The sequence below is a fragment of the Allobosea psychrotolerans genome, assembly GCF_002917105.1.
GTDB lineage: Bacteria > Pseudomonadota > Alphaproteobacteria > Rhizobiales > Beijerinckiaceae > Allobosea > Allobosea psychrotolerans.
The window spans coordinates 298861-321111 of record NZ_PQFZ01000002.1 but is presented as its reverse complement, the minus strand read 5'-3'; the positions used below and the strand labels follow the sequence as shown (position 1 = coordinate 321111).

Sequence of the window (22251 nt, the reverse complement as noted above, 5' to 3'; positions counted from 1 at the left end):
AGGCTGGCTTGCTGGTCGTACCCGGCTCGCCGGCGGCACGAAACCTGTATCGATTTGAAGAAGTGCGAGCGTCGAACCGTGAACCAGTCGCCCCGCGTCGCCCCCAAGAGCCCCAGCGAGGCACTCAAGCCGGTCGCTCCCCCAGCGCCGCCGCCAAAGGCGCGCCGTCGCCGTCGCAGCCCTTTCATCGCCATGATGAGCGGCCTGTTCACGGCGCTGCTGGTCCTGGCCGGGGTCGTCGGCGCCGGCATTGCCGTGATCGGCAGCCAGAGCAAGGCACCAGGCCCGCTCGCCAGCGACCGTGTCCTGATCATCCCGAAGGAAAGCGGCCTGACGGAGATCTCCGATCTCCTGCTGCGCGAGGGCTTGATCGAGCACCCCTGGGCCTTCCGCGTCTCGGCGCTGGTGACCGGCAACTGGACCAAGCTCAAGGCCGGCGAATATCTTTTCAAGGCGCGCGCCAGCCAGCAGGAGATTCTCGACATCATCGCCGAGGGCAAGGCCGTCGAGCATTCGATCACGGTGCCGGAGGGGCTGACCAGCGAGCAGATCATCGCCAGGCTGAAGGATAACGAGCTTCTCACCGGCGATGTGATCCAGGTGCCGCGCGAAGGCTCGATCCTGCCCGATACCTACAAGTTCCAGCGCGGCTCGACCCGCCAGGCCATCGTCGATCGGATGACGCGCGACCAGCGCATCGCCCTCAACGCGATCTGGACCAAGCGCCCTGCCGATCTGCCGATCAAGACGCCGCAGGAGCTCGTGATCCTGGCCTCCATCGTCGAGAAGGAAACCGGCCGGGCTGATGAACGGCCGCGCGTGGCTGGCGTCTTCATCAACCGCCTCAACCGCAAGATGAAGCTCCAGTCCGACCCGACGATCGTTTACGGCCTCGTCGGAGGCAAGGGCACGCTCGGCCGCTCGATCCAGCGCAACGAGATCACCCAGGCCACGCCCTACAACACCTATGTCATCGACGGTCTACCGCCGGGGCCTATCGCCAATCCAGGCCGCGCCGCCATGGAGGCCGTGGTCAATCACTCACGGACCAAGGAGCTCTATTTCGTTGCTGACGGCAGCGGCGGCCATGCCTTCGCCGAGACGCTGGACCAGCACAACCGCAATGTCGGGCGCTGGCGCCAGCTCGAGGCCGGGCGTCGCGAGCCGGGCAAGCCGCCGTCGGAATCCTCCGTCGACAAGGTCGAGCCACCGCCGGCGCCCGATACGCGCACCGAGGCGCCTGGACCGCAGCGGGCCAACACCGATACGGATGATGTCGAGACCTTCCCGACGCCGGGGAGCCGCCGTGCGGGTGCTCCTGTGGCTCAGCCGGGCGCCAACGTTCAGGCTGGCGTCACTGGGCGGGCCCGCGCCTTCGACGCCTCGGAAGGCACGCCGCGGGATCCCCTGCTGAACAAGAGCTTCGATCTGAACAGCCCCAAGCAGGTGCCTTCGCTGCGCCCCTAGCCATCCGGGCTCTATCCACATCCTGGACCGGGACGCGGCGGCGGCAAGCCTTGCTCGCCGGGATACCTGTCACTAGAGCAGGAGGCGAAAAAGTGGGAACCGGTTTTTCGCATCCTGCTTTCACTTTTGGATGAGAGACGGATTCAGATGTCTGATGGGATCACTTCGTGATTCCATCAGACATCATCCGGCTCTAGGGTCCGCCGCGTTGTTGCGGCAGAGACAGGGATTTCCATGGCCATCGAGAGCATGACGGGATTTGCCCGCGTCGCCGGCACCGTGGGCATCCATGCCTGGGCCTGGGAAATCCGCAGCGTCAACGGGCGTGGCCTGGATGCGCGTGTGCGTGTGCCGCCGGGTTTCGAGAGCATTGCCGAGGCCGCGCGCAAGCGCATCTCCAGCGCTTTTTCGCGTGGAACCCTGCATGTGAACCTCACGGTGACCAGCGATGCGGGTCCGCCGCGTCCGCGGATCAACGAAACGGCGCTCGCCACGCTTCTGGAGGCGGTATCACGCCTGCCTGCATCGGATGCCATTCGACCAGCCTCCTATGACGGGCTGCTCGGCATTCGCGGCGTGGTTGAGTTCACCGAAGAAGCCCAGGACGCGCTCGCAGCCGTTGAGGCATCCGCGCTGAAGGGGCTGGAGGCCGTCGTGCTGGCCTTGAAGGAGGCGCGGGCAAGCGAGGGGCGTGCGCTCGAAGCCGTCCTCTGCGGGCATCGCGACAGCATCGCCCGCCTCACGGCCGAGGCCGAGAGCCACCCCGCCCGCGGCGTCGATGCGATCCGTGAGCGACTGGCCACGCAGTTGCAGGCGCTGATGGAGGCAAGCCCGGCGCTCGATCCGCAACGCTTGCATCAGGAGGCGGCCCTGCTGGCGGTAAAGGCCGATATCCGCGAGGAGGTCGACCGTTTGCATGCTCATGTCGCCGCCTTGCGGGTGTTGCTCGACCAGGGCGGCGCGATCGGTCGCAAGCTCGATTTCCTCTCGCAGGAGTTCGGTCGCGAGGCCTCGACCCTTTGCGCCAAGGCGGGTGATGCGGGCTTGTCGCGGATTGGCCTGGAGCTGCGGACCGTCGTCGATCAGATGCGCGAGCAGGTGCAGAATGTGGAGTGAGCGCTGATGGCTGACGCCGTTCGCCCGGCCCGTCGCGGGCTTATGTTGATCCTGTCCTCGCCGTCCGGGGCGGGAAAGTCGACGCTGACGCGCAATCTGTCGCAGAACGAGAACAATCTTGATTTGTCGATCTCGGTGACGACGCGGCTCAAGCGTCCCTCCGAGATCGACGGCGTGCATTATCGTTTCATCGATCGCGCGACGTTCGACGCCATGCGCCAGCATAACGAGCTGCTGGAATGGGCCGAGGTCCATGGCAACGGCTATGGTACGCCGCGCAAGGATGTCGAGACGTCGCTCGCCGATGGCCGGGACGTGCTCTTCGACATTGACTGGCAGGGCACCCAGCAGATCGTCAAGAAAGCGCGCGAGGATGTCGTCACCATTTTCATCCTGCCGCCTTCCATGGCCGAATTGCGCTCCAGGCTCGTGCGCCGCGCCGAGGATGCTCCCGAGGTCATCGCCAAGCGCCTAGGCAACGCCCGTGACGAGATCGCGCGCTGGGAGAAGTACGACTACGTCATCATCAATGATGATCTCGGTGCGGCCTATGAATCGATCAAGGCGATCCTGACGGCGGAGCGGCTGAAGCGCAGCCGGGCGACCGGCCTCAAGGATTTCGTCGATCGCCTGCTCGGTGAGGCGTTGCCGTAGCAGCCAGAGCATCGGCCTGAAAAGCGGGAGCCGGTTTTCGAACCGATGCGCGATCCGGCTCCGGCGCGTCAGTTCGGCTGGATGCCGGCGTCGCGGACGAGCTTGGACCAGCGTGCGCTGTCGGCCGAGATCACCGCGGAAAGCTCGGCTGGCGAATTACCTATCGGCGTTGCGCCCTGGGCCTGCATGGCCTCCGCTACATCGGCGGATCTGATCGCCTGGGACACGGCTTCGTTCAGCTTCGCAACGACCGAGGCCGGCGTCGCCGCAGGCGCCATCAGCGCATACCAGGAGACGGCCTCGAAACCCGGCAATCCGACGGCCTCGGCGATGGTCGGCAATTCGGGCATCACCGGGCTGCGCTGCGCACTGGCGAGCCCGAGCGCCCGCAACTGGCCGCTATCGATCAAGGGCTTAGCGGTTGAGAGCTGTGCAAAGATCAGGTCGACATCGCCGCGCAGGACATCGGTCAGGGCCGGCGCGACCCCTCGATAGGGCACATGTGTCATCGACATCCCGGTCGAACGGGCCAATAATTCGGCGGCGAGATGGGCCAGACTCCCGGCGCCGGGAGACGCGTAAGTCAGGCCTCGCTGGTTCGGGCCGGGCCGCCCGCGCGTGAGCATGTCCTGCGCGGTCGCGATCGGTGATCCGGAGGCAACGACCAGCACGTTCTCGACGCTGGCGATCTGCGTGATCGGGGCGAAATCCTTGACCGGATCATAGGGCAGATTGGCAAACAGCGCCGGATTGACTGCTGCATTGCCGACCGGCATCAGCGCCAGCGTGTAGCCGTCAGCCTCCGCCTTGGCGACGGCCGCCATGGCGGTGTTACCTTGGGCGCCGACCCGGTTCTCGACTATGACCGGCTTGCCCCAGCGTTGCGTCAGCTTCTCGGCGACGATGCGGGCAAGCGCATCGGGCGCGCCGCCCGCCGCGAAGCCGACGACGATCCTGACCGGCCTCATTGGATAATCCGTCGGCTGGGCCTCGGTCGGGTCGGCACCCGCCAAACCGGCCGCGACCGTGATGCAGATCAACAAGGACGCGATGGCGCGGCGCATCGGCGCGACCTCCTGACGGCGAACCAGAGCATCGGCCCGAAACCCCGGAGCCGGTTTTCGGGCGATCCGATGCAAGATCAAGGCCTTGGCGACCGGCATCTTGCCCAGAGCATTTTTGAGCGACGTGGACATTGGGGCGCGTGAAGAAGCCGCGTTAGCAGTATCCAATCCTATTGGATCGGATACTGCTCCAATCAGCGTCGCCGCGCCAAGGCGTTGGCGAGCCGCACGAAGCCCGAGACCGGAATTTCCTCGGCCCGGGCCGTCGGCGCAAGTCCGGCTTCCTCGATCAGCGGCAGCGGATCCGACAGGATTGGCTTCAGGCTCTGGCGCAGCATCTTGCGCCGCTGGCCGAAGGCGGCAAGCGTGATCCGCTCGAGCAGGCGCCGGTCGCAGGGCTCCGGCGCAGCGCGCGGAACCAGCTGCACGATCGAGGAGGTGATCTTCGGCTGGGGCACGAAAGCGGTGCGCGGCACGTCGAACAGGATCTTTGTCTCGCAAAGCCAGTTGCACAGCACGGCCAGCCGGCCGTAATCGGCGCGCTCCTCGGGCGTCGCCACGATCCGCTCGGCGACCTCGCGCTGGAACATCAGCGTCAGCGATTGCCACCAGGGCGGCCAGGGGTCGAGGCTAAGCCAGCCCACGAGCAGCGGTGTACCGATATTATAGGGCAGGTTCGCGACGATGCGGGCCGGTTTGCCGGCGAGATGCGATCTGAGATCGACAGCCAATGCGTCACCGTCGATGACCTCCAGACGGCCGGGGTAATGCGCGGCGATCTCCGCCAGGGCCGGCAGGCAGCGCCGGTCGCGCTCGATCGCGATCACCCGGCAGGCTCCATTGGCCAGCAGCGCGCGCGTCAACCCGCCGGGGCCTGGCCCGATCTCGACCACGGTTTCGCCCTCCAGCGGGCCGGCCGCCCGCGCGATCCGTCCGGTCAGGTTGAGGTCGAACAGGAAGTTCTGCCCGAGCGCTTTCTGAGCCATGAGCCCATGGCGCTCGACCACATCGCGCAGGGGCGGCAGGGTGTCGATCTGGCTCACGCCGAAGCCTGCGCGGGTTGCGCCGCCATGCGTGCGGCAAGCCGCAGCGCAGCGCAGAGGCTGTCCGGCCGGGCGATGCCTTGCCCGGCAATGTCGAAGGCGGTGCCGTGGTCCGGAGAGGTTCGGATGAAGGGCAAGCCGAGCGTGACGTTCACCCCCTCGTCGAAGGCGATCGTCTTGATCGGGATCAGCGCCTGGTCATGGTACATCGCCAGCGCGACATCATAGCCGGCGCGCGCCCGGGCGTGGAACATCGTGTCGGCCGGGTAGGGGCCGCGCGCCTCGATGCCCAACGCCCGCAACCTCGCGATGGCAGGCGCGACCACCTCATCGTCTTCGCGCCCGAGCGCGCCGCCTTCTCCGGCATGCGGGTTCAGGCCGCTCACCGCTATGCGGGGGGCGGCGATGCCGAAACGGCGCGACAATTCTCCGGCAACAATCCGGCCGGTTTCGACGATCAGGTCCTGCGTCAGTGCATCCGGGACCGACCGCAGCGGGATATGGATCGTGACGGGAACGACCGCGAGGTCCTCGCACCACAGCATCATGACCGGGTGAAGCGGCGCACCACCATCGGCGGCGAGATGCGCGAGGAATTCCGTATGGCCGGGATGAGCGAAGCCTGCGGCGTAGAGCACGGATTTGGCGATCGGGCTGGTGACGACGGCCGATGCCTGTCCTTGCCTCACAGCTGCGACCGCGGAGGTGATCGAGCCGATCGTGCCGGCGGCCGACGCCTGGTCTGGCCGTCCCGGCATTGCTGTAACGGCATGACCATGCGCGATGACAGGCAAGGCCTTCGCGAAGCAGCGGTTCACCGCATCCCATTCGCAGGAGATCAGCGGGACATCGAGCCCGAGCCTCTGCGCGGTCTGCGCGAGATGGTCGATATCCGTGATGCAGGCGAAGGCGGGTAACGCGCGCTGCTGGCGTTCCCGCCAGGCCAGCAATGCGAGTTCGGGGCCGATTCCGGCCGGGTCGCCCTGCGTCAGGGCCAGTGGTGGCGCTGGCACCGTTACCTCCGCGAGGGGGCGATGCCAGTCGGCGTCACTGGCTGACGCCATCGCCGGTCGAAGAGCCGCCGAGATTCTGGGAATAGGTGATCTGTCCGAGCGTCTTGAGCTCGAGCTTGAACATGATCGTGCGGGTATCTTTCGTTGTGCCGGAGACCTGCTTGTCAGCGTAGTTCTGCGTGTAGCTGACGTCGAAAATGGTGCATTCGTCGGTGTAGTTCACGCCGAACGAGGTCGAGGCCGTCTGGAGCGGACCCGTGTTCGGGTAAGTGGCGATGGTCGCGGTCCCCGCAGCATAGCTGGCGCGCCAGACTTCGCGGTCGTATTTGTACTTGTCGAGGTCGAACAGCACGCCGGCCCGCACGCGCCAGTTCTGTGCGACCAGGACCGAGCCGTTGAGCGACAGGCCTTCGCGCCGGCGCGGGATACCGAGATCGGGCTGCGGCTCATAGCGGCCATAACCGACCGTCGCGGAGAAGATGCTGTTGCTATAGGTCGCCCCCGCGTCGATGCGCTGTGCCTCGAAGGTGCTCTCGTTCAGGCGAGCCGCGCCCGTCAGGACGAAATTCTTGAAGGGCGAGATCTGGGCGCGCGCGACGTAATCCGAGCGGGCGGTGTCGAGGCCGGAATCGAGCCCGGTATTGATCAGATCCCCGCGAGCGAAGGAATTGCGTCCAGCGATGCTGTAGGATTGTCCGAACAAGGCGTTGGCATAGCCATCGGTGCCAAAGCGACCGGTATAGCGGGCGCCGACATTGGCGCGCGTTCCGCCTTCTAGCCGGTCATATCCCGAGAACTTGCTGCTCCATTCGAACAGGTTGGTGTCGTCGAAGACCAGGCTCTGGGAATCTTCGTTCGCGACGCGCAGGCTGCTCGTCTCGTTCGGGCGTGCGATGATCTGCGCGACCGGCTCGATGATATGCGTCCCCCAGCTCGTCTTGGCGACGAACGGGTAGCGGTACATCAGGCCGATCGCCGGCATCGCCCGGCCGAACATCTCGTCCGAGGTGTCGGCGATCGTCGTCGCATTGGCATTGGCGTAGCCGGTCGTCGATGGGTTGATCGAGAACACATCGGCCCGCAGCGAGGCATAAGGCGTCCAGACCTGGCCGATCGGATCGATGAAATTGCGCCGCCAGGACACTTCCGCCGTGGCACGCGCGGTATTGCCGGCGAGGCCGCGTACCAGGCAGGTGCTCTTCTGATAGACGGCGCAGCCATCATATAATGAATAGGAGGTGCCGGCGCTTGTCTTGCCGGTGACCAGATAAGTGTTCTGGTTCGGGATTTGCTGGTAGGCCGTCGCATCGCGGTGCAGGGCGGTGACATTGGCGTTGAAGGTCAATTCGCCGCCGAGGAAGGACGGTTTGTTGACGCGCTTGTCATAATCGATGACCGGCAGCACCACCGGCTGCTGTTTCTGCCAATCGGTCGAGGTCAGCGGCTGGAAATAGTAGCCGCGCATGTCGAACCAGGCCGTCTCGCTTTGCCCGTTGAGATAGACCGTCGAGATCGACTCCTGCAAATAGGTCGTCGAGCTGATGCTTTCGTTGGTGATCCGGTAGTTCTTGTAGAACCAGCGGTCGGTCGACATCGCCACGTTCCAGCCGAACGACCAGCGCGGGTTCAGGTAGAACTTGCCGTTCGATTCGATCGACCCGCGGAACTCCTTGTCGCCGGCGCCCAGCGGCGTTGCCAGGAACGCGGACTTGTCCTGCTGGAAAATGCCCGTGGCGCGGATCTTGTAGGCGCCGTTGACGAGACGCTGGCGCCATTCCACCTGGCCGAGCAGGCCCTGGCGCGTCAGATAGGTCGGCGTGATGGTCAGGTCGTAATCGGGCGCCAAATTCAGGAAATATGGCAGGCCGACGCCATAGCCGAGCGCCCCCGTATTCAGGAACTTCGGCGAGAGGAAGCCGGATTTCCGCTTCACCGTCGAATCCGGACCCGACATGTACGGCACATAGGCCATCGGCACGCCGAGAAATTCGAGGCGCGCATCCTCGTAATAGATCGTCTGCTCTGACTTCTTGTGGATGATCCGCGCGGCCCGCACCTGCCAGAGCGGCGGTCTTTCCGGATTGTCCTTGCAGGGCTCGCAAGCCGTGTAGATGCCCTTGTCGAAGATGAAGGTCTCGCCGTCGGTACGCTCGCCGCGCGGCGCGGTAAACCGCGTCTTGTCGGGATTCACCACGCGCAGCGAATCGATGAAGCCGTCGCGGAAATCGTCGGTCAGGTTGAAATGGTCGCCGCTGATGACCGTACCGTTGGTCTCGGTGATCCGGGCGTTCCCGGTGGCGATCACGCGCTTGCTGGCACGGTCATAGACAACCTTGTCGGCCTCGATCGTCCGTCCCTGATAGAGGATCTGGACATCGCCGACGGCGGAAACGGTGTTGTTGTCCTTGTCGTAGACCAGTTCGCGGGCATCGACGACCATCCGCTCCTGCGGTTTGGCTCCGGCTTGCGATTTGGCCCCGGCGGAATTCTGGGCAGCAGCAGGCGCTTGCGCGACGGCGATGCCGCCGGCCGTCAGCATATAGGCCAAGCTCGAGGCGAGGGCGGTCGCCGTAGCAAAGCGCGCCATGCGTCTCACGCCCACATTCATACGCTCAATCCTAAATTAACCATAGGCACAGTACTCTTACCCATCTTCCTGATGAAGGAGGGCCAAGGCTCCCAGCATCGTTCCGACGGCCGCAGGCAGCCACGCGGCGACGATCGGATTGACGATTCCCGACGATCCGAGCTCCTCCGACAGCTGCGTCGCAACATACAGCACGAAGCCGGCCGCCACGCCACCTATCACCAGTCTAGTTACCCCACCAAACCGGAAAAATCTTAAGGAAACGGACGCAGCGACCAAAACCATGGCGACGAGCAGCAGGGGGCGCGCCTTAAGTGACTGATAGCGCAGTTCATAGCGTGTCGTATCGAGCCCGGCGCGCTGCGTTCTTTCGATCACCGTGGGCATCGCCCAGAAGCCGACGGCGTCGGGCGGTGTGAAGCTTTGCCGCATCTGCTCGGGCTCCAGCGTGGTCGCGAGCAGGTAGGTCTTGTAGTTTTGCGGCTCTTCCATGGCGGAGATCACACGCGCATCGGTGAGTTCCCAGTGCCCTCGATAGAGCACGGCGCGTTTCGCGTCGATCCGCTCGACGAAGCCGCCATTGGCATCGAAATTGAAGATCGCGACGTCGGAGAGGCCGTCGCCGTCCGGCAGCGCGCCGGCGGCGCGGATGATCGCCTGGCCGTCGATGCTGCGTTGCCGCATCCAGATGTCCTGACCGCTGGCCGTCTGGCCGGTGCGGGCGAACAGCCGCAGTTCGAGCGCGGTGGCCTTGCGCTTCAGCTCGGCCGCCACGGGGTTGTATATCAGGATCGAGACCAGCCCGATGACCACGGCCACGAGGGCCGCGGGTTGCAGGAATTGCCAGGCCGAGACGCCGACCGAGCGTGCGACGACGAGCTCGAGCTTCCGGCTCAGCGTCAGCAGCGCGAACATGCCGCCAAACAGCGCCGCGAACGGAAAGATCTGCTCGGCGACCGCCGGCGCACGGTAGAGCGCGAGCTGGATGATCAGCGGCGTCGTGGCGATGGGCGAATCGCCCGCACGCCGCATCAGCTCGACGAAGTCGAGCGTTCCGATCAGGAAGAAGAACGTGCTGAAGACGCCGAGGATGGCGCGTGCGAACCGCTTTGTCAGATAGCGGCCAAAGGTCGAGATCAGAAGCATCAGGCGCGCCGAAGCCTTGCTGCGAGCAGGTTGAACGGCGCGAACAAGGGCGCCGTGAGGCGTCCCAGGAAAGGCCGCAGCCTTTGGCCGAAGACGATCAGCGAAACCGAGATAACGATTGCGGCCAGCGGCAGGATATAGAGCAGCCAGACCGCGAAGCTTGATCTGACGCTCGCCGTCCAGGCGGCGTAAGCGCCGATGCGCGTCGCACTGACGATGAGGATGGCGGATTGGAGCGCGACTGCGCGGCCCTGACGTGTGGTGCGCGCCTCGCCGATCGCCGCAAAGGCGATCAGCATGAAGGCGATCGGGTAGAGCGGGGCCGACAGCCTGTTGTGCAGTTCGGCACGGAAACGTCCCTCCTGGAGCTTGTAATAGCTCTCATTGGGGTCCTGGTTCAGCAGCGCCCAGGTCGAGCGTTCGCGCGGCTTGTAGGTGACCTTGTCGCCATCGCCTTCGCCGGCCCCTCCCGTAGGATCGCCCGACAGCGCCGACAGGTTGAGCGCGTAGCGCTCGAACGAGATGATCGAGGTCGTATCCTGACGATTTTCGCGCTGGATCGTGCCCTTTTCCAGCATCAGGAAGCTGTTGCCGTCGACATCGACGGTGCGTCCGCGCTCGGCGATATAGATCGAAGGCTGCTTCGGATCGCGCCTGTCCTGCATGAAGATGCCGACCAGTGCGTCTCCCGATTTCTCGCGGTAATGGAAGGTCACCCCCGAATCGAGCGAGACGAACTGGCCCTCCTTGACCACGTTCGCGACGAAATCCGCGCGGATCAGCGTGATCAGGTCGCGCAGCATGCGAAATCCCGCCGGCATCACAGACAGCGTCATCCAGCAGACGATCAGCGAGGTCGCGATCGTCAGGACGATGAACGGCCGCGTCAGGCGATGGGGCGCGACGCCGGCTGCGTTCATCACGATCAGCTCGGAATCGCTGTTCAACCGGTTCAGCGTGTAGAGCGTCGCCATGAACAGCGCGACCGGCGCGATGCCTGCGACCAGCGCCGGCAGCGAAAGCAGTGTGACGGTGAAGAAGATCAGGACCGTCTGGCCCTTGCCGGTGATCAGATCGACCTCGCGCAGGGCCTGCGTGACCCAGATCACGCTCGTCAGCCCGACAAGCAGGACGATGGCCGCGACCGTCGCGATCTTCAGGATGTAGCGGTCGAGGCGCTTAAGGAACAAGCTTCTGATTCCGATGCAAGGCTGGGAGGCGAGGCTCCCTTGGACGGTTCGTCGAACTCACCCTATGGTATAGGCGCAATCAAGGCGCAAACGGGAATCGTTTGTGTTCGTCTCGTTTCGCCCTTCCCGACGCCCCAATTCCCAAATCGTGAGCCCGTCATGTCGCAGCGCCTGAAGCTCGAGGTCAAAGCCCTGAACGCAATCTCCGGCCAGGATCTCGTGATTCTCGTATCGGATGCGCTGACGCCGCCGAAGGCGGCCGACGAATGGCTCGGCGAAGGCGCCCGCAGCCTGCTCGCGCGCGCTGCAGCGGCCGAGCGCTTCAAAGGCAAGGCGCTATCGGGGCTGACCCTGCTGGCTCCCGACGGAGCCGGCTATGAGCGCCTGATCGCCATCGGTGTGGGCCCGGAAGCGGAGCGCGGCAAGCTCGATTTCGCCAAGCTTGGCGGCGCTATCGCCGGGCGCCTTGGTCATGGCCGCAGCGCCGATATGATTCTGGCCCTGCCGGACGGTGAGCCGACGGCCGACCAGGCCGCGGACATCGCGCTTGGGATGCGGCTGCGCGCTTACGCCTTCGATCGCTACAAGACCAAGACGAAGGAGAAGGACGAGGCCGAGCCGCTTACGGTGACGCTGCGGGTGTCTGACCCCGCGGCGGTCAAGAAGGCCTTGAAGGCGCGCGAGGCGATCGCGGGCGGCGTCGAACTGGCGCGCGATCTCGTCAACGAGCCGCCCAATGTTCTCTACCCTGAAGAGTTCGCCGATCGCGCCGCCAAGCTCGAGAAGCTCGGCGTCGAGGTCGACGTCCTCGACGAGAAGCAACTGAAGAAGATCGGGATGCGCGCGCTCCTTGCTGTCGGCCAGGGCTCGCGCCGCGAAAGCCGCGTCGTCGTGATGCGCTGGAATGGCGCCAAGTCCGGCGTCCAGCCCATTGCCTTTGTCGGCAAGGGCGTGACTTTCGACACTGGCGGCATCTCGCTCAAGCCCGGCGCCAGCATGGAGGACATGAAGGGCGACATGGCGGGCGCGGCCTGCGTCACCGGGCTGATGCATGCGCTTGCCGCCCGCAAGGCCAAGGTCAACGCCATCGGCGTGATCGGTCTCGTCGAGAACATGCCCGACGGCAATGCCCAACGCCCCGGCGACATCGTCACCTCGCTTTCGGGGCAGACCATCGAGATCATCAACACCGACGCGGAAGGCCGCCTCGTTCTGGCCGATGTGCTCTGGTATACCCAGGCCGAATTCAAGCCGAAATTCATGATCAATCTCGCAACGCTGACCGGGGCGATCCTGGTTGCCCTGGCGCAGGAACATGCCGGCCTGTTCTCCAACAACGACGAATTGTCGGAGCGATTGAGCGCCGCCGGAAAGGCGACCGGTGAAGCGGTCTGGCGCATGCCGCTTTCGGCGGCGTACGACAAGATGATCGATTCGAAATTCGCCGACATGAAGAACTCGGCTGGTCGCTATGGCGGCTCGATCACCGCCGCTCAGTTCCTGCAGCGCCATGTCAACGACACTCCCTGGGTGCATCTCGACATTGCAGGCACGGGCATGAGCTCGCCCAATACCGAGATCAACCGCTCCTGGGGTTCGGGCTGGGGCGTGCGCCTGCTCGATCGTCTGGTGGCTGAGCATTACGAAAGCTGATTCGATCTGGAGACTGCTCCCGCAACATTTCGGAAAGAATGGCTTTCATGCCGGAAATCCTGTTCTTCCATCTGCAATCGCGCCCGCTCGAACAGGTTCTGCCGACGATTCTCGATCGGGCGGTTTCGCGCGGGCAGAAGGTCGTGGTCGAATTGTCCAGCCCGGAGCGTCTCAGCGCACTCGACGATCATCTCTGGACCTATTCCGACGAGAGCTTCCTGCCTCACGTCACGGCGGCCGAGGCCGACGCGGCGGCCAATCCGATCGTGCTGACGACGAAGGCGCATAACCCCAACGCGGCGCAGGTCCGTATCTGCGCCGAAGGCGTCCGCATTCCCGACGCATTGCAGGACTACGAGCGCGTCGTGTTGATTTTCGATGGTGACGATCCCGACGCGCTGACAGCGGCGCGCGAGGATTGGAAGTCGGTTCGGGCTTCGGGTGCCAGCGCCAGCTACTGGCAGCAGGACGAGGCCGGCCGCTGGGAGAAAAAAGCGTGAAATTGCCTATCCTGCTCGTTTGCGCCGCCGCCCTGGGCGGATGTTCCGTCGATATGGGCGGGTTCGCCTTCCAATCGGAGACCAAGGGCGGCCTCACCACCACCACGACGAGCAGCGCCAGCGCCGGCATCTCGACGCAGGAACCGGTCCTGACGGCGGACGGCTCCTGCAGCGTCGGTGTCTCGCTCGATCCCTCGACCCGGCCGCTGCCACCCGCGATCGCGGAGGGCATCACTGAATGCGAGCTGGTCAAGCTGAAGGGCGCCCGCCCGACCGATGTCCTGATCGGCGACAGCGGCAAGGGCCAGCGCGAGGTGCAGGTGCTTTATTCCGAGCCTGGCGGCCGCGAAATCTACATGTTCACCGACAACCGGCTGAGCCGGATCGTGAAGCCCGGGCAGGGCTGATCTCTTCGGCACATTCCCGCTTCGGGAGCAGGAACCAGGACATGCGGCGGTCATCGATCATTCGTTTCGCAGCCGTCGCCATGACGAGCCTCGCCCTGCTCTCGACCACGCCGCGGAGCGCGTTGGCGCAGGCGGCCTCGCAATTGTCGCAAGCCGAAGCCGCCAACAAGGCGCTCGTCCTCGACTTCTGGGCCAAGGTCTTCGACGCGCAGGACTGGACCAGGGCGAAGGACTATCTCGCCGACGACTACATCCAGCACAATCCCAATGTGGCGAGTGGGTTGGCCGGGTTCAACGCGTATTTCTCGAAGATCTGGCCGAACCCCAAATCCGCCACCGCGATCATTGCGACCGAATTCGTGGCCGTCGTGACGCAGGGCGATCTCGTCCAGCTCGTGATGCGTCGCAGCCGGGCAGAGCCCGGCAATGAGCTGAAGACCTATGACAGCTACTGGTTCGATCTGTTCCGGGTCAAGGACGGCAAGATCGTCGAGCATTGGGACCCGGCGCTGAAGCCCGTCAGGAATTGACGATACGGCAGCAGAAGCGATTATTCCCTGATCGAGTGCATCTCCAGCGAGCCGGTTCGCTTGCCGGGCCCGCATCCGAATGATCCATTGGGCTTAGGCGCTCTCCAATTCCTCGCTCAGGCCCAGCCACTCCTCTTCGGCAGCAGCCAACGCCTCGGCGAGCTCCGCCCGCTGCCGCGACAGGATCAGCGCCTTGTCGGGGTCACGTGCGAAGGCCGCACCATTGCCAAGCACGCCGTCGACCTTCTCGATCAATCCGGTCAGCTTGGCGATGCGCGCCTCGGCGAGATTGAGCTTTTGCCGTAGCGGGCCCTGCGCGACGCGCTTGACCGCTGCCTCCTTGCGCTCCTCGGCCTTACCATTACCTGAGGGCGCTGCCTCGGCTGCCGACTTTTCACGCTTGGCCGCCTTCGCGGTGCCGAGCACGAAGCTGCGGTAGTCCTCCATGTCGCCGTCGAAATTCTTGACCGTGCCGTCGCCCACCAGCCAGAGCCGGTCGGCGCAGGACTCGATCAGGAAGCGGTCATGACTGACGAGGATGACCGCGCCGGGATAGTCGTTGATCGCGTTGACCAGCGCGGTGCGGCTGTCGATGTCGAGATGGTTGGTCGGCTCGTCGAGGATCAGGAGATGAGGCCCACCGAAGGCCGCGAGCCCTAGCATCAGCCGGGCCTTCTCGCCGCCAGAGAGGTTCTTCACCGGCGTCTCGGCCTTGCTCGCGGGGAAGCCGATCTGCGCCGCCTTGGAGCGGACCTTGGCCTCGGGCGCATCCGGCATCAGATCGCGCAGATGCGCGACCGGCGTGTCCTCCAGCCGCAATTCGTCGAGCTGGTGCTGGGCGAAATAGGCCGTCTCCAGCTTCGATGATTTCCGCATCGTGCCCGAGAGCGGCGGCAGTCTGCCGCCGATCAGCTTGCAGAAGGTCGACTTGCCGTTGCCGTTCGAGCCGAGCAGCGCGATGCGGTCGTCGGGCAGCAGCGTCAGGTTGAGCTTCGACAGCACGGTGCGGTCGCCATAGCCGGCGCTGGCGTTGTCCAGCACGATCATCGGGGGCGAGAGCGGCCGTTCGGGGCCAGGCAGGCTGAAGGGCTGGACGTCGCGGTCGACGATGGTGGCGATCGATTCCATCTTCTCCAGTCGCTTGACGCGCGACTGTGCCTGGCGCGCCTTCGAAGCCTTGGCCTTGAAGCGGTCGACGAAGGCCTGGAGATGCTTGCGCTCGGCGTCCTGCTTCTCCTTGGCCTTCGAGAGTTGCATCTGCTTTTCGGCGCGCTGCCTCGCAAAAGAGGTGTAGCCGCCGCGATAGATCGTCAGCTTGCCCTGGTCGAGATGCAGGATGTGGTCGACGCAGGTGTCGAGCAATTCGCGGTCATGGCTGACGACGAGTACCGTGTGCGGGTAGCGCTCGAGATAATCGTAGAGCCAGAGCGTGCCTTCGAGGTCGAGATAGTTGGTCGGCTCGTCGAGGAGCAGCAGGTCGGGTTCCGAGAACAGCACGGCGGCGAGTGCAACACGCATGCGCCAGCCGCCGGAGAAATCCGAACAGGGGCGCTGCTGCGCCGCCTCGTCGAAGCCGAGGCCGTGCAGCACGGTCGCGGCGCGGGCCGGCGCGGAATGGGCGTTGATGTCGGCAAGCCGGGTTTCGATCTCGGCAATGCGATGCGGATCCTTGGCAGTCTCGGACTCCTTGATCAGGGCCGCGCGCTCGGTGTCGGCGGCGAGCACGACCTCGATCAGCGTCTCCGAACCGCCGGGCGCCTCCTGCGCGACACCGCCGATGCGCCGACCCTTGGGCAGGCTGATGCTGCCGCCTTCCGGTGAAAGATCGCCGGTGATGATGCGGAAGAGCGTGGTCTTGCCGGTGCCGTTGCGGCCGACGAGGCCGACGCGCGAGCCATCTGGAAGCGAGGCGCTGGCGTGATCGAGCAGAAGCCGTTCACCGAGCCTGTAGGTAATATCGTTGATCGTGAGCATGCGGCGGTTTAGGCGGGAATTCACCCCTAAAGCAATCGTCAAACGCGCCTAGAGGCTGCTCGACGGACGCCGTCACGGTTCTGCCACGGTCTTGCCTTTCCGTCGCCCGGCCGGGCCCTCACGCAAAGTAAGTCCAATATCATTCGATTCGCCCAGAGCATCCCATGCAGCTCGATTCCAGTTTCGCCCGCCGGCGCCACGTCTCGGTCGCATCTATTTTGATAGCCCTGACGTCGGTGATCGTCGGCAGTGCCGCCGCCGCTGCGGCATTGCTGCCGCCATCCTGGCTGCCAATGTCCTGACGGCACAGCCTTTCAGCGAACGTTAACGCCGACTGGCCTATTCAGACGAGACCATTATTGGTGTCGCTGCGGGGGCCGTGCCGCTTGTTCAGTCTGAGATTCAGGCTTCCTGCTGCCATGCTCGGCCTGGCATGTCTCGCCGCGCTCGCCGTGGGCGGGTCGGCCTATTTCGCGGTTCAGCAATGGACTCGCGAAGCGGTGCGCGAGCGCCTCGACATTCTCGCCGAAAGCCATGCCAAGGCGATCGAGCGGCGTTGGCGGCAGATCCGCTCCGAGCTTTCGGTGCAGGCGCGCAGCGCCTATACGGTCACGACGCTCGACGAAATCGGCAAATGGATGGAGCTCGGACCTTATGACCGGAATGCCATTCTGTCCTATTATCAAGGAGATGGCTCTCTCTCTTCAGCCGAGCGGGTGGCGCGGACCGGCCAGGACCACAAGCATGGCTATTCCTGGCGCCATATCGCGATCCACGAGACCTATTCTTCGATCCTGAAGCAGTTCGGCTATGCCGACATCTACCTCGTCTCCGCCAAGGGCCGCGTCGTCTACAGCGTGACCAAGGGGCCCGAATTCGGACGTCTGATCAGCGAGCCCGACCTTGCCGGATCAGGGCTCGGTACGGTCTTCGAGGCTGCGAGCAAGCTTCCCATCGGTGAGCAGGCCGTCATCGATTTCAAGCCTTATGACCCGGTAGGCGGCGAATCGCGCGCGTTCCTGGCGCAGCGCTTCTCTGATGCCGATAGCGGGAGTGGGGCTTCCGAGCCTGCCGGCACGCTCATCTTCGCGATCAACACCTCGCTGATCGACGAGGTTCTGGCGGCGAGCGCCAGCGCGTCGCGACATACGCAGGCTCATGTCGTCGGCGCGGACGGCTTCATGCGCTCGAACCCTGCCGCGCGGCGAGCCGGTACGGCGCCTGTCGAGACGCTCGATCCTCGCCGGCTTGCCGCCTCGGGCGGAGCCATGCTCCAGATGACGAGCCGCGACGGCGCGCCATTGGTCGTGACCGGGCGCAGCATGACGGTCGATGGCTGGCCCTGGCTGCTCTGGCTGACCGAGCCGGAGAGTTCGGCCTTCGCCATCATCGACAAGCTCAAGGGAGCGATCGTGGCGGCCAGCCTCAGTGTGCTCGGCCCCGTGCTGCTGGTGGCGCTGCTGCTTGGCCTCTCGGTGGCGCGGCCGATCGCCGGGCTCGCCGAGGCGCTTGCGGGGGCCGCTGCCGGGCGCACCGATCTGCGCATCCCTGGGGCGCAGCGACGAGACGAGATCGGGGCGATCGCAGCGTCTGTCCAGAGCATCCGCGAAACCATGGTGCGGGACGAGCAGGCCCGCCTGCAGGAACGCGAGGAGCGCGATAGCGACACACAGCGGCAGCGCGCGGCCTTGCTCAGTGATCTCGCCTCCGATCTGGAGCGCTCCGTGCTGGGCGTCACGAGCGCGGTGTCCAACGCCGCCGAGGCCCTCAGCGTGACGGCGAGCGAGTTGTCGGCGGGAGCGCGTGAAACGCAGGCCAATGCCGGTACGGTCCACGAGGCGGCCTCGCGGGCGATCTTCAGCATGAGCTCGATCGAAGAGGCGGCGCGCGATCTGCGCCTGGCGATCGATCGGCTTGACGGCGACGTCCAGTCTTCCGACCGCTCGGCACGGTCGGCGCGGGACTATGCGGACGAGATGGGGGTGATCGTGGATTCGCTGGCGACAGGAGCGGCGCGCGTCTCCGACGTTACCGGCCTGATCTCCGGCATCGCCGCGCAGACCAATCTGCTTGCGCTCAACGCCACGATCGAAGCCGCCCGCGCCGGAGACGCCGGTCGCGGCTTCGCCGTCGTCGCCTCCGAGGTGAAGGGACTGTCGGCCCAGACCGCGCGCGCCATCGAGGACATTTCGCGCCAGATCGCGACGATGAACCAGGCCACGGGCGAGACTGTCGATGCCATCGCCGGTATTCGCGGCATGATCGCCGATCTGAGTGATGCTGTCCGCCGCACCGCGGGAACGATGCGCCAGCAGCATGGCGTGACCCATGCCATCGTCTCCGATGTCAGCGCCGCGACCCACGAATTCAGCCGAATCGGCGACGCCACTAGCCTGGTCTCGAACGCCTCGCAGCAGACCTCGGAAGCCGCAGCCGCCGTCCTGCGGGCGTCGAGCGAATTGAGCGGGCTTGCAGGCTCGCTGAAGGCGCGGATCGATCAGTTCATCACCCAGGTCCGCGCAGCGTGAGCGTGGCGAGCCGCTTGTCGGCGAGGCGGGCACGGGCTAACCCTTCCCCATGAGCCGCACAGCCTTTTATCCCGGATCCTTCGACCCGATCACCAACGGCCATGCCGACGTCATTGCAGGCGCCTGCCGACTCTGCGACCGGCTCGTTCTGGCCATCGGCGTGCATCCCGGCAAAGCCCCTATCTTTTCGGCCGATGAACGCGCCGCACTGCTGCGCGAGGTCGCAGGGCCGATCGCTGCGGCGGAGGGCGTTGCCATCGAGGTCGTGACCTTCGACTATCTCGCCGTCCAGGCCGCCCAGGCCGCCGGCGCGACCATCATGATCCGGGGCCTGCGCGACGCTACCGACTTCGACTACGAGATGCAGCTCGCCGGCATGAACCAGACCATGGTGCCCGACTTGCAGACGGTGTTCCTCCCGGCTTCCGCCAATACGCGCTACATCACCTCGACGCTGGTCCGCCAGATCGCATCGATGGGCGGAGACGTCTCGGCCTTCGTTCCGCCACTGGTCAGCACCAGGCTCAAGCTCAAGTTCCCGACGCGCTAAGCCCGGTTCCGCGCCATTTTCGGTGGTGCGAATTGGATTTGCATTTGCATTTTGTGAACGGCGATGGTGTCTCTGGAACGACTGACTCGCATCGTTTCGGTGCGAGTCCACCGTTCCACGAGTTCCTCCATGCGCCTCTCCCGCTACTTTCTGCCCCTGCTGCGCGATACGCCCAAAGAAGCCGAGATCGTCTCGCACCGCCTGATGCTGCGCGCGGGGATGATCCGCCAGCAGTCCGCCGGCATCTATTCCTGGCTGCCGCTGGGCCTGCGCGTCCTCGACAAGATCAGCCGCATCGTCCGCGAGGAGCAGAACCGCTCGGGCGCGATCGAGATTCTGATGCCGACGATCCAGTCGGCCGATCTCTGGCGCGAGAGTGGCCGCTACGACGCCTATGGCAAGGAGATGCTGCGCATCAAGGACCGGCACGACCGCGAGATGCTCTACGGCCCGACCAATGAGGAGATGGTCACCGACATCTTCCGGTCGTATGTGAAGTCCTACAAGGACTTGCCGCTCAATCTCTACCACATCCAGTGGAAGTTCCGCGACGAGGTCCGGCCTCGATTCGGCGTGATGCGCGGGCGCGAATTCCTGATGAAGGACGCCTATTCCTTCGACATCGACCAGGCCAGCGCGCGCCACGCCTATAACCGCATGTTCACGGCCTATCTGCGTACCTTTGCGCGGCTCGGCCTGAAGGCGATCCCGATGCGCGCCGACACCGGCCCGATCGGCGGGGATCTCAGCCACGAATTCATCGTGCTGGCCTCGACCGGCGAGAGCCAGGTCTTCTGCCACAAGGACTATCTCGACTTCGAGACGCCCGCGATCGACACCGATTTCGACAGCGTGGATGGTCTCCAGAGGCTCGTCGACAATTGGACGAGCCTCTATGCCGCGACCGAGGAGATGCATGAGGCTGCGGATTTTGACGCGATCCCCGCCGACAAGCAGCTTTCGGCACGTGGCATCGAGGTCGGTCACATCTTCTATTTCGGCACGAAGTATTCCGAGCCGATGGGCGCCACGGTTACCGGGCCGGACGGCACGCTCTCGCCAGTCCATATGGGGTCTTATGGCATCGGCCCGAGCAGGCTGGTCGCCGCCCTGATCGAAGCCAGCCATGACGAGAGCGGCATCATCTGGCCCGATGAGATCGCGCCCTTCGACATTGCCGTGCTGAACCTCAAGGCCGGCGACGCTGCGACCGACGGCGCCTGCGAGCAGCTCTACAAGACGCTGCTCGCCAGGGGCTATGACGCGCTCTACGACGACACCGACACGCGTCCAGGTGGCAAATTCGCCACTGCCGACCTGATCGGCGCACCCTGGCAGATCATCGTCGGTCCCAAGGGGCTGGCCGAGGGCAAGGTCGAAATCAAGCGCCGCGCCGGCGGCGAGCGCGAGCTCGTCTCGCTTGAAGCTGCGCTCGACCGCTTCAAGGGCAAGACCGCGTGAACCCGCGCAACCGGCAGGGCAGGGGTCGATGAATATGGCGACGCAGGCGATACCGGCCGAGACGGCCGATGCGGGCGCGCAGATTCAGCCCACCGGAACCCGGCCCTTCGCTGGCTTCGAATGGCTGCTGGCCGGGCGCTATCTGCGCACGCGCCGGCGCGAGGGCTTCGTTTCGGTCATTGCCGGCTTCTCCTTCCTCGGCATCCTGCTCGGCGTCGCTACGCTGATCATCGTGATGTCGGTGATGAACGGCTTCCGCAAGGAGCTGCTGGAGAAGATCGTCGGCGTGAACGGCCACATCTTCGCGACCCCGATCGACCGTCCGCTCGACGACTATATGGCGGTGGCGGAGCGGCTTCGGAAGGTGCCGGGCATCAAGCTCGCCATCCCGCTGGTCGAGGGGCAAGCGCTGGCGTCATCGCAATACGCCAATGGCGGTGTGCTGGTGCGCGGCATCAGCGAGGCCGACCTCAAATCGATCCCCTTCGTCGGCGGCAACATCAAGCGCGGCACGCTCGATGGCTTCGATACGGCCGGAGGCGTCGCCATCGGCAAGCGCCTGGCGGATTCCCTGTCGCTGCAACCGGGTGATTCGATCACCATCGTGACGCCGCGCGGAGCCTCTACGCCCTTCGGCACGGCGCCGCGCATCAAGGCCTATCCGGTGCAGGCCGTGTTCGAAATCGGGATGACCGAGTTCGACAGCTCCTTCGTCTTCATGCCGCTGACGGAGGCGCAGGCCTATTTCAACCGCGACGGCGACGTGAACGTCATTGAGATCTTCGTCGACAATCCCGACAAGACTCAGGCCGTGCGCGACGCCATCGAGGCCGATGCGCCGCGACCGCTCGTGTTGTCCGACTGGCGCCAGCGCAACCGGACCTTCTTCAGCGCACTCGAAGTCGAGCGCAACGTCATGTTCATCATCCTGGCTCTGATCGTACTCGTCGCGGCGCTCAACATCGTCTCGGGCCTGATCATGCTGGTAAAGGACAAGACATCGGACATTGCGATCATGCGGACGATGGGGGCGACGCGTGGCACGGTCCTGCGCGTCTTCCTGATCACGGGAGCGGCGATCGGCGTCTTCGGGACGCTGGCGGGCCTCGGGCTCGGGATCGTCTTCGCCAGGAACATCAAGTCGATCACCGCAGCGCTGAACTGGCTCACCGGCGCCAATCTCTGGGATCCGACCGTGCGTTTCCTCAGCGACATTCCATCTGTCATCGATTGGAGCGAGGTCACGAGCGTGGTGGTGATGGCGCTCGTCCTGTCGCTGCTGGCGACGCTCTATCCGGCCTGGAAGGCGGCGCGTCTCGACCCCGTGCAAGCGCTCAGGATGGGTTGAAGGCAGGAACTGGCCGCATC

At 65.0% G+C, this 22251-nt stretch carries 19 protein-coding genes; 12 read left to right on the top strand and 7 right to left on the bottom strand.

Annotated features, from left to right (window positions below; genetic code table 11):
• Positions 1-78 precede the first annotated feature (78 nt).
• The 3 genes from mltG to gmk all read left to right on the top strand — a co-directional run bounded on the left by mltG (position 79) and on the right by gmk (position 3237).
• On the top strand, positions 79-1467 hold the full coding sequence (gene mltG / locus CYD53_RS04495) for an endolytic transglycosylase MltG (RefSeq protein WP_245928079.1): 1389 nt from the start codon (positions 79-81) through the stop codon (positions 1465-1467).
• Between the two features lie 234 nt (positions 1468-1701).
• Entirely contained in the window at positions 1702-2583 is an 882-nt protein-coding gene (locus CYD53_RS04490) for a YicC/YloC family endoribonuclease (protein ID WP_103716920.1), read from the top strand.
• Between the two features lie 6 nt (positions 2584-2589).
• Positions 2590-3237 carry a guanylate kinase gene (gene gmk, locus CYD53_RS04485; RefSeq protein WP_103716919.1) on the top strand — a complete coding sequence of 216 codons (648 nt, stop codon included), beginning with the start codon at positions 2590-2592 and terminating at the stop codon, positions 3235-3237.
• A gap of 68 nt (positions 3238-3305) precedes the next feature.
• On the opposite strand, the gene CYD53_RS04480 is transcribed toward gmk, so the two are convergent.
• The 6 genes from CYD53_RS04480 to lptF all read right to left on the bottom strand — a co-directional run bounded on the left by CYD53_RS04480 (position 3306) and on the right by lptF (position 11280).
• Entirely contained in the window at positions 3306-4301 is a 996-nt protein-coding gene (locus tag CYD53_RS04480; protein WP_103717112.1) for a Bug family tripartite tricarboxylate transporter substrate binding protein, read from the bottom strand.
• A 194-nt stretch (positions 4302-4495) separates the two neighbouring features.
• Positions 4496-5344, bottom strand: a complete 849-nt coding sequence (gene rsmA, locus CYD53_RS04475) for a 16S rRNA (adenine(1518)-N(6)/adenine(1519)-N(6))-dimethyltransferase RsmA (RefSeq protein ID WP_103716918.1) — start codon at positions 5342-5344, stop codon at positions 4496-4498.
• Complete coding sequence (pdxA, locus tag CYD53_RS04470; RefSeq protein ID WP_103716917.1) at positions 5341-6408, bottom strand: 4-hydroxythreonine-4-phosphate dehydrogenase PdxA; 1068 nt, start codon at positions 6406-6408, stop codon at positions 5341-5343. The genes rsmA and pdxA overlap by 4 nt, the downstream gene beginning before the upstream one ends.
• Positions 6392-8944, bottom strand: coding sequence for an LPS-assembly protein LptD (locus tag CYD53_RS04465; protein WP_103716916.1), 2553 nt, complete (start codon positions 8942-8944; stop codon positions 6392-6394). The genes pdxA and CYD53_RS04465 overlap by 17 nt, the downstream gene beginning before the upstream one ends.
• 57 nt (positions 8945-9001) lie before the next feature.
• A complete protein-coding gene (gene lptG, locus CYD53_RS04460) occupies positions 9002-10090 on the bottom strand; it encodes an LPS export ABC transporter permease LptG (RefSeq protein WP_103716915.1) in 1089 nt (362 codons plus the stop codon).
• Entirely contained in the window at positions 10090-11280 is a 1191-nt protein-coding gene (lptF, locus tag CYD53_RS04455) for an LPS export ABC transporter permease LptF (RefSeq protein ID WP_103716914.1), read from the bottom strand. Before lptF ends, lptG begins: the two co-directional genes overlap by 1 nt.
• Before the next feature lie 159 nt (positions 11281-11439).
• Here lptF and CYD53_RS04450 point away from each other — a divergent pair, with 159 nt between their 5' ends.
• Genes CYD53_RS04450 through CYD53_RS04435 form a run of 4 tightly spaced genes read left to right on the top strand, consistent with a single transcriptional unit; the run spans position 11440 to position 14370 of the window.
• Entirely contained in the window at positions 11440-12933 is a 1494-nt protein-coding gene (locus tag CYD53_RS04450) for a leucyl aminopeptidase (RefSeq protein ID WP_103716913.1), read from the top strand.
• A 47-nt stretch (positions 12934-12980) separates the two neighbouring features.
• Positions 12981-13433: a DNA polymerase III subunit chi gene (locus CYD53_RS04445; RefSeq protein WP_092165795.1), complete on the top strand. Its 453-nt coding sequence runs from the start codon at positions 12981-12983 to the stop codon at positions 13431-13433.
• On the top strand, positions 13430-13840 hold the full coding sequence (locus CYD53_RS30640; protein ID WP_245928078.1) for a hypothetical protein: 411 nt from the start codon (positions 13430-13432) through the stop codon (positions 13838-13840). Before CYD53_RS04445 ends, CYD53_RS30640 begins: the two co-directional genes overlap by 4 nt.
• 41 nt (positions 13841-13881) lie before the next feature.
• Complete coding sequence (locus CYD53_RS04435; protein ID WP_103716912.1) at positions 13882-14370, top strand: nuclear transport factor 2 family protein; 489 nt, start codon at positions 13882-13884, stop codon at positions 14368-14370.
• A gap of 93 nt (positions 14371-14463) precedes the next feature.
• On the opposite strand, the gene CYD53_RS04430 is transcribed toward CYD53_RS04435, so the two are convergent.
• Positions 14464-16344, bottom strand: a complete 1881-nt coding sequence (locus tag CYD53_RS04430) for an ABC-F family ATP-binding cassette domain-containing protein (RefSeq protein ID WP_103716911.1) — start codon at positions 16342-16344, stop codon at positions 14464-14466.
• Between the two features lie 164 nt (positions 16345-16508).
• Between CYD53_RS04430 and CYD53_RS30125 the strand changes: the two genes are divergently transcribed.
• The 5 genes from CYD53_RS30125 to CYD53_RS04410 all read left to right on the top strand — a co-directional run bounded on the left by CYD53_RS30125 (position 16509) and on the right by CYD53_RS04410 (position 22231).
• Positions 16509-16646, top strand: coding sequence for a hypothetical protein (locus tag CYD53_RS30125; protein ID WP_181011709.1), 138 nt, complete (start codon positions 16509-16511; stop codon positions 16644-16646).
• Between the two features lie 117 nt (positions 16647-16763).
• Positions 16764-18872, top strand: a complete 2109-nt coding sequence (locus CYD53_RS04425; RefSeq protein ID WP_103716910.1) for a methyl-accepting chemotaxis protein — start codon at positions 16764-16766, stop codon at positions 18870-18872.
• A gap of 49 nt (positions 18873-18921) precedes the next feature.
• Positions 18922-19422 carry a pantetheine-phosphate adenylyltransferase gene (gene coaD, locus CYD53_RS04420; RefSeq protein WP_103716909.1) on the top strand — a complete coding sequence of 167 codons (501 nt, stop codon included), beginning with the start codon at positions 18922-18924 and terminating at the stop codon, positions 19420-19422.
• Between the two features lie 129 nt (positions 19423-19551).
• The gene (gene proS, locus CYD53_RS04415; protein ID WP_103716908.1) at positions 19552-20883 is read left to right on the top strand and encodes a proline--tRNA ligase; all 1332 of its coding nucleotides are present in this window, start codon (positions 19552-19554) and stop codon (positions 20881-20883) included.
• 34 nt (positions 20884-20917) lie between these two features.
• Positions 20918-22231 carry a lipoprotein-releasing ABC transporter permease subunit gene (locus tag CYD53_RS04410; protein WP_103716907.1) on the top strand — a complete coding sequence of 438 codons (1314 nt, stop codon included), beginning with the start codon at positions 20918-20920 and terminating at the stop codon, positions 22229-22231.
• The last annotated feature ends 20 nt before the right edge of the window (positions 22232-22251 follow it).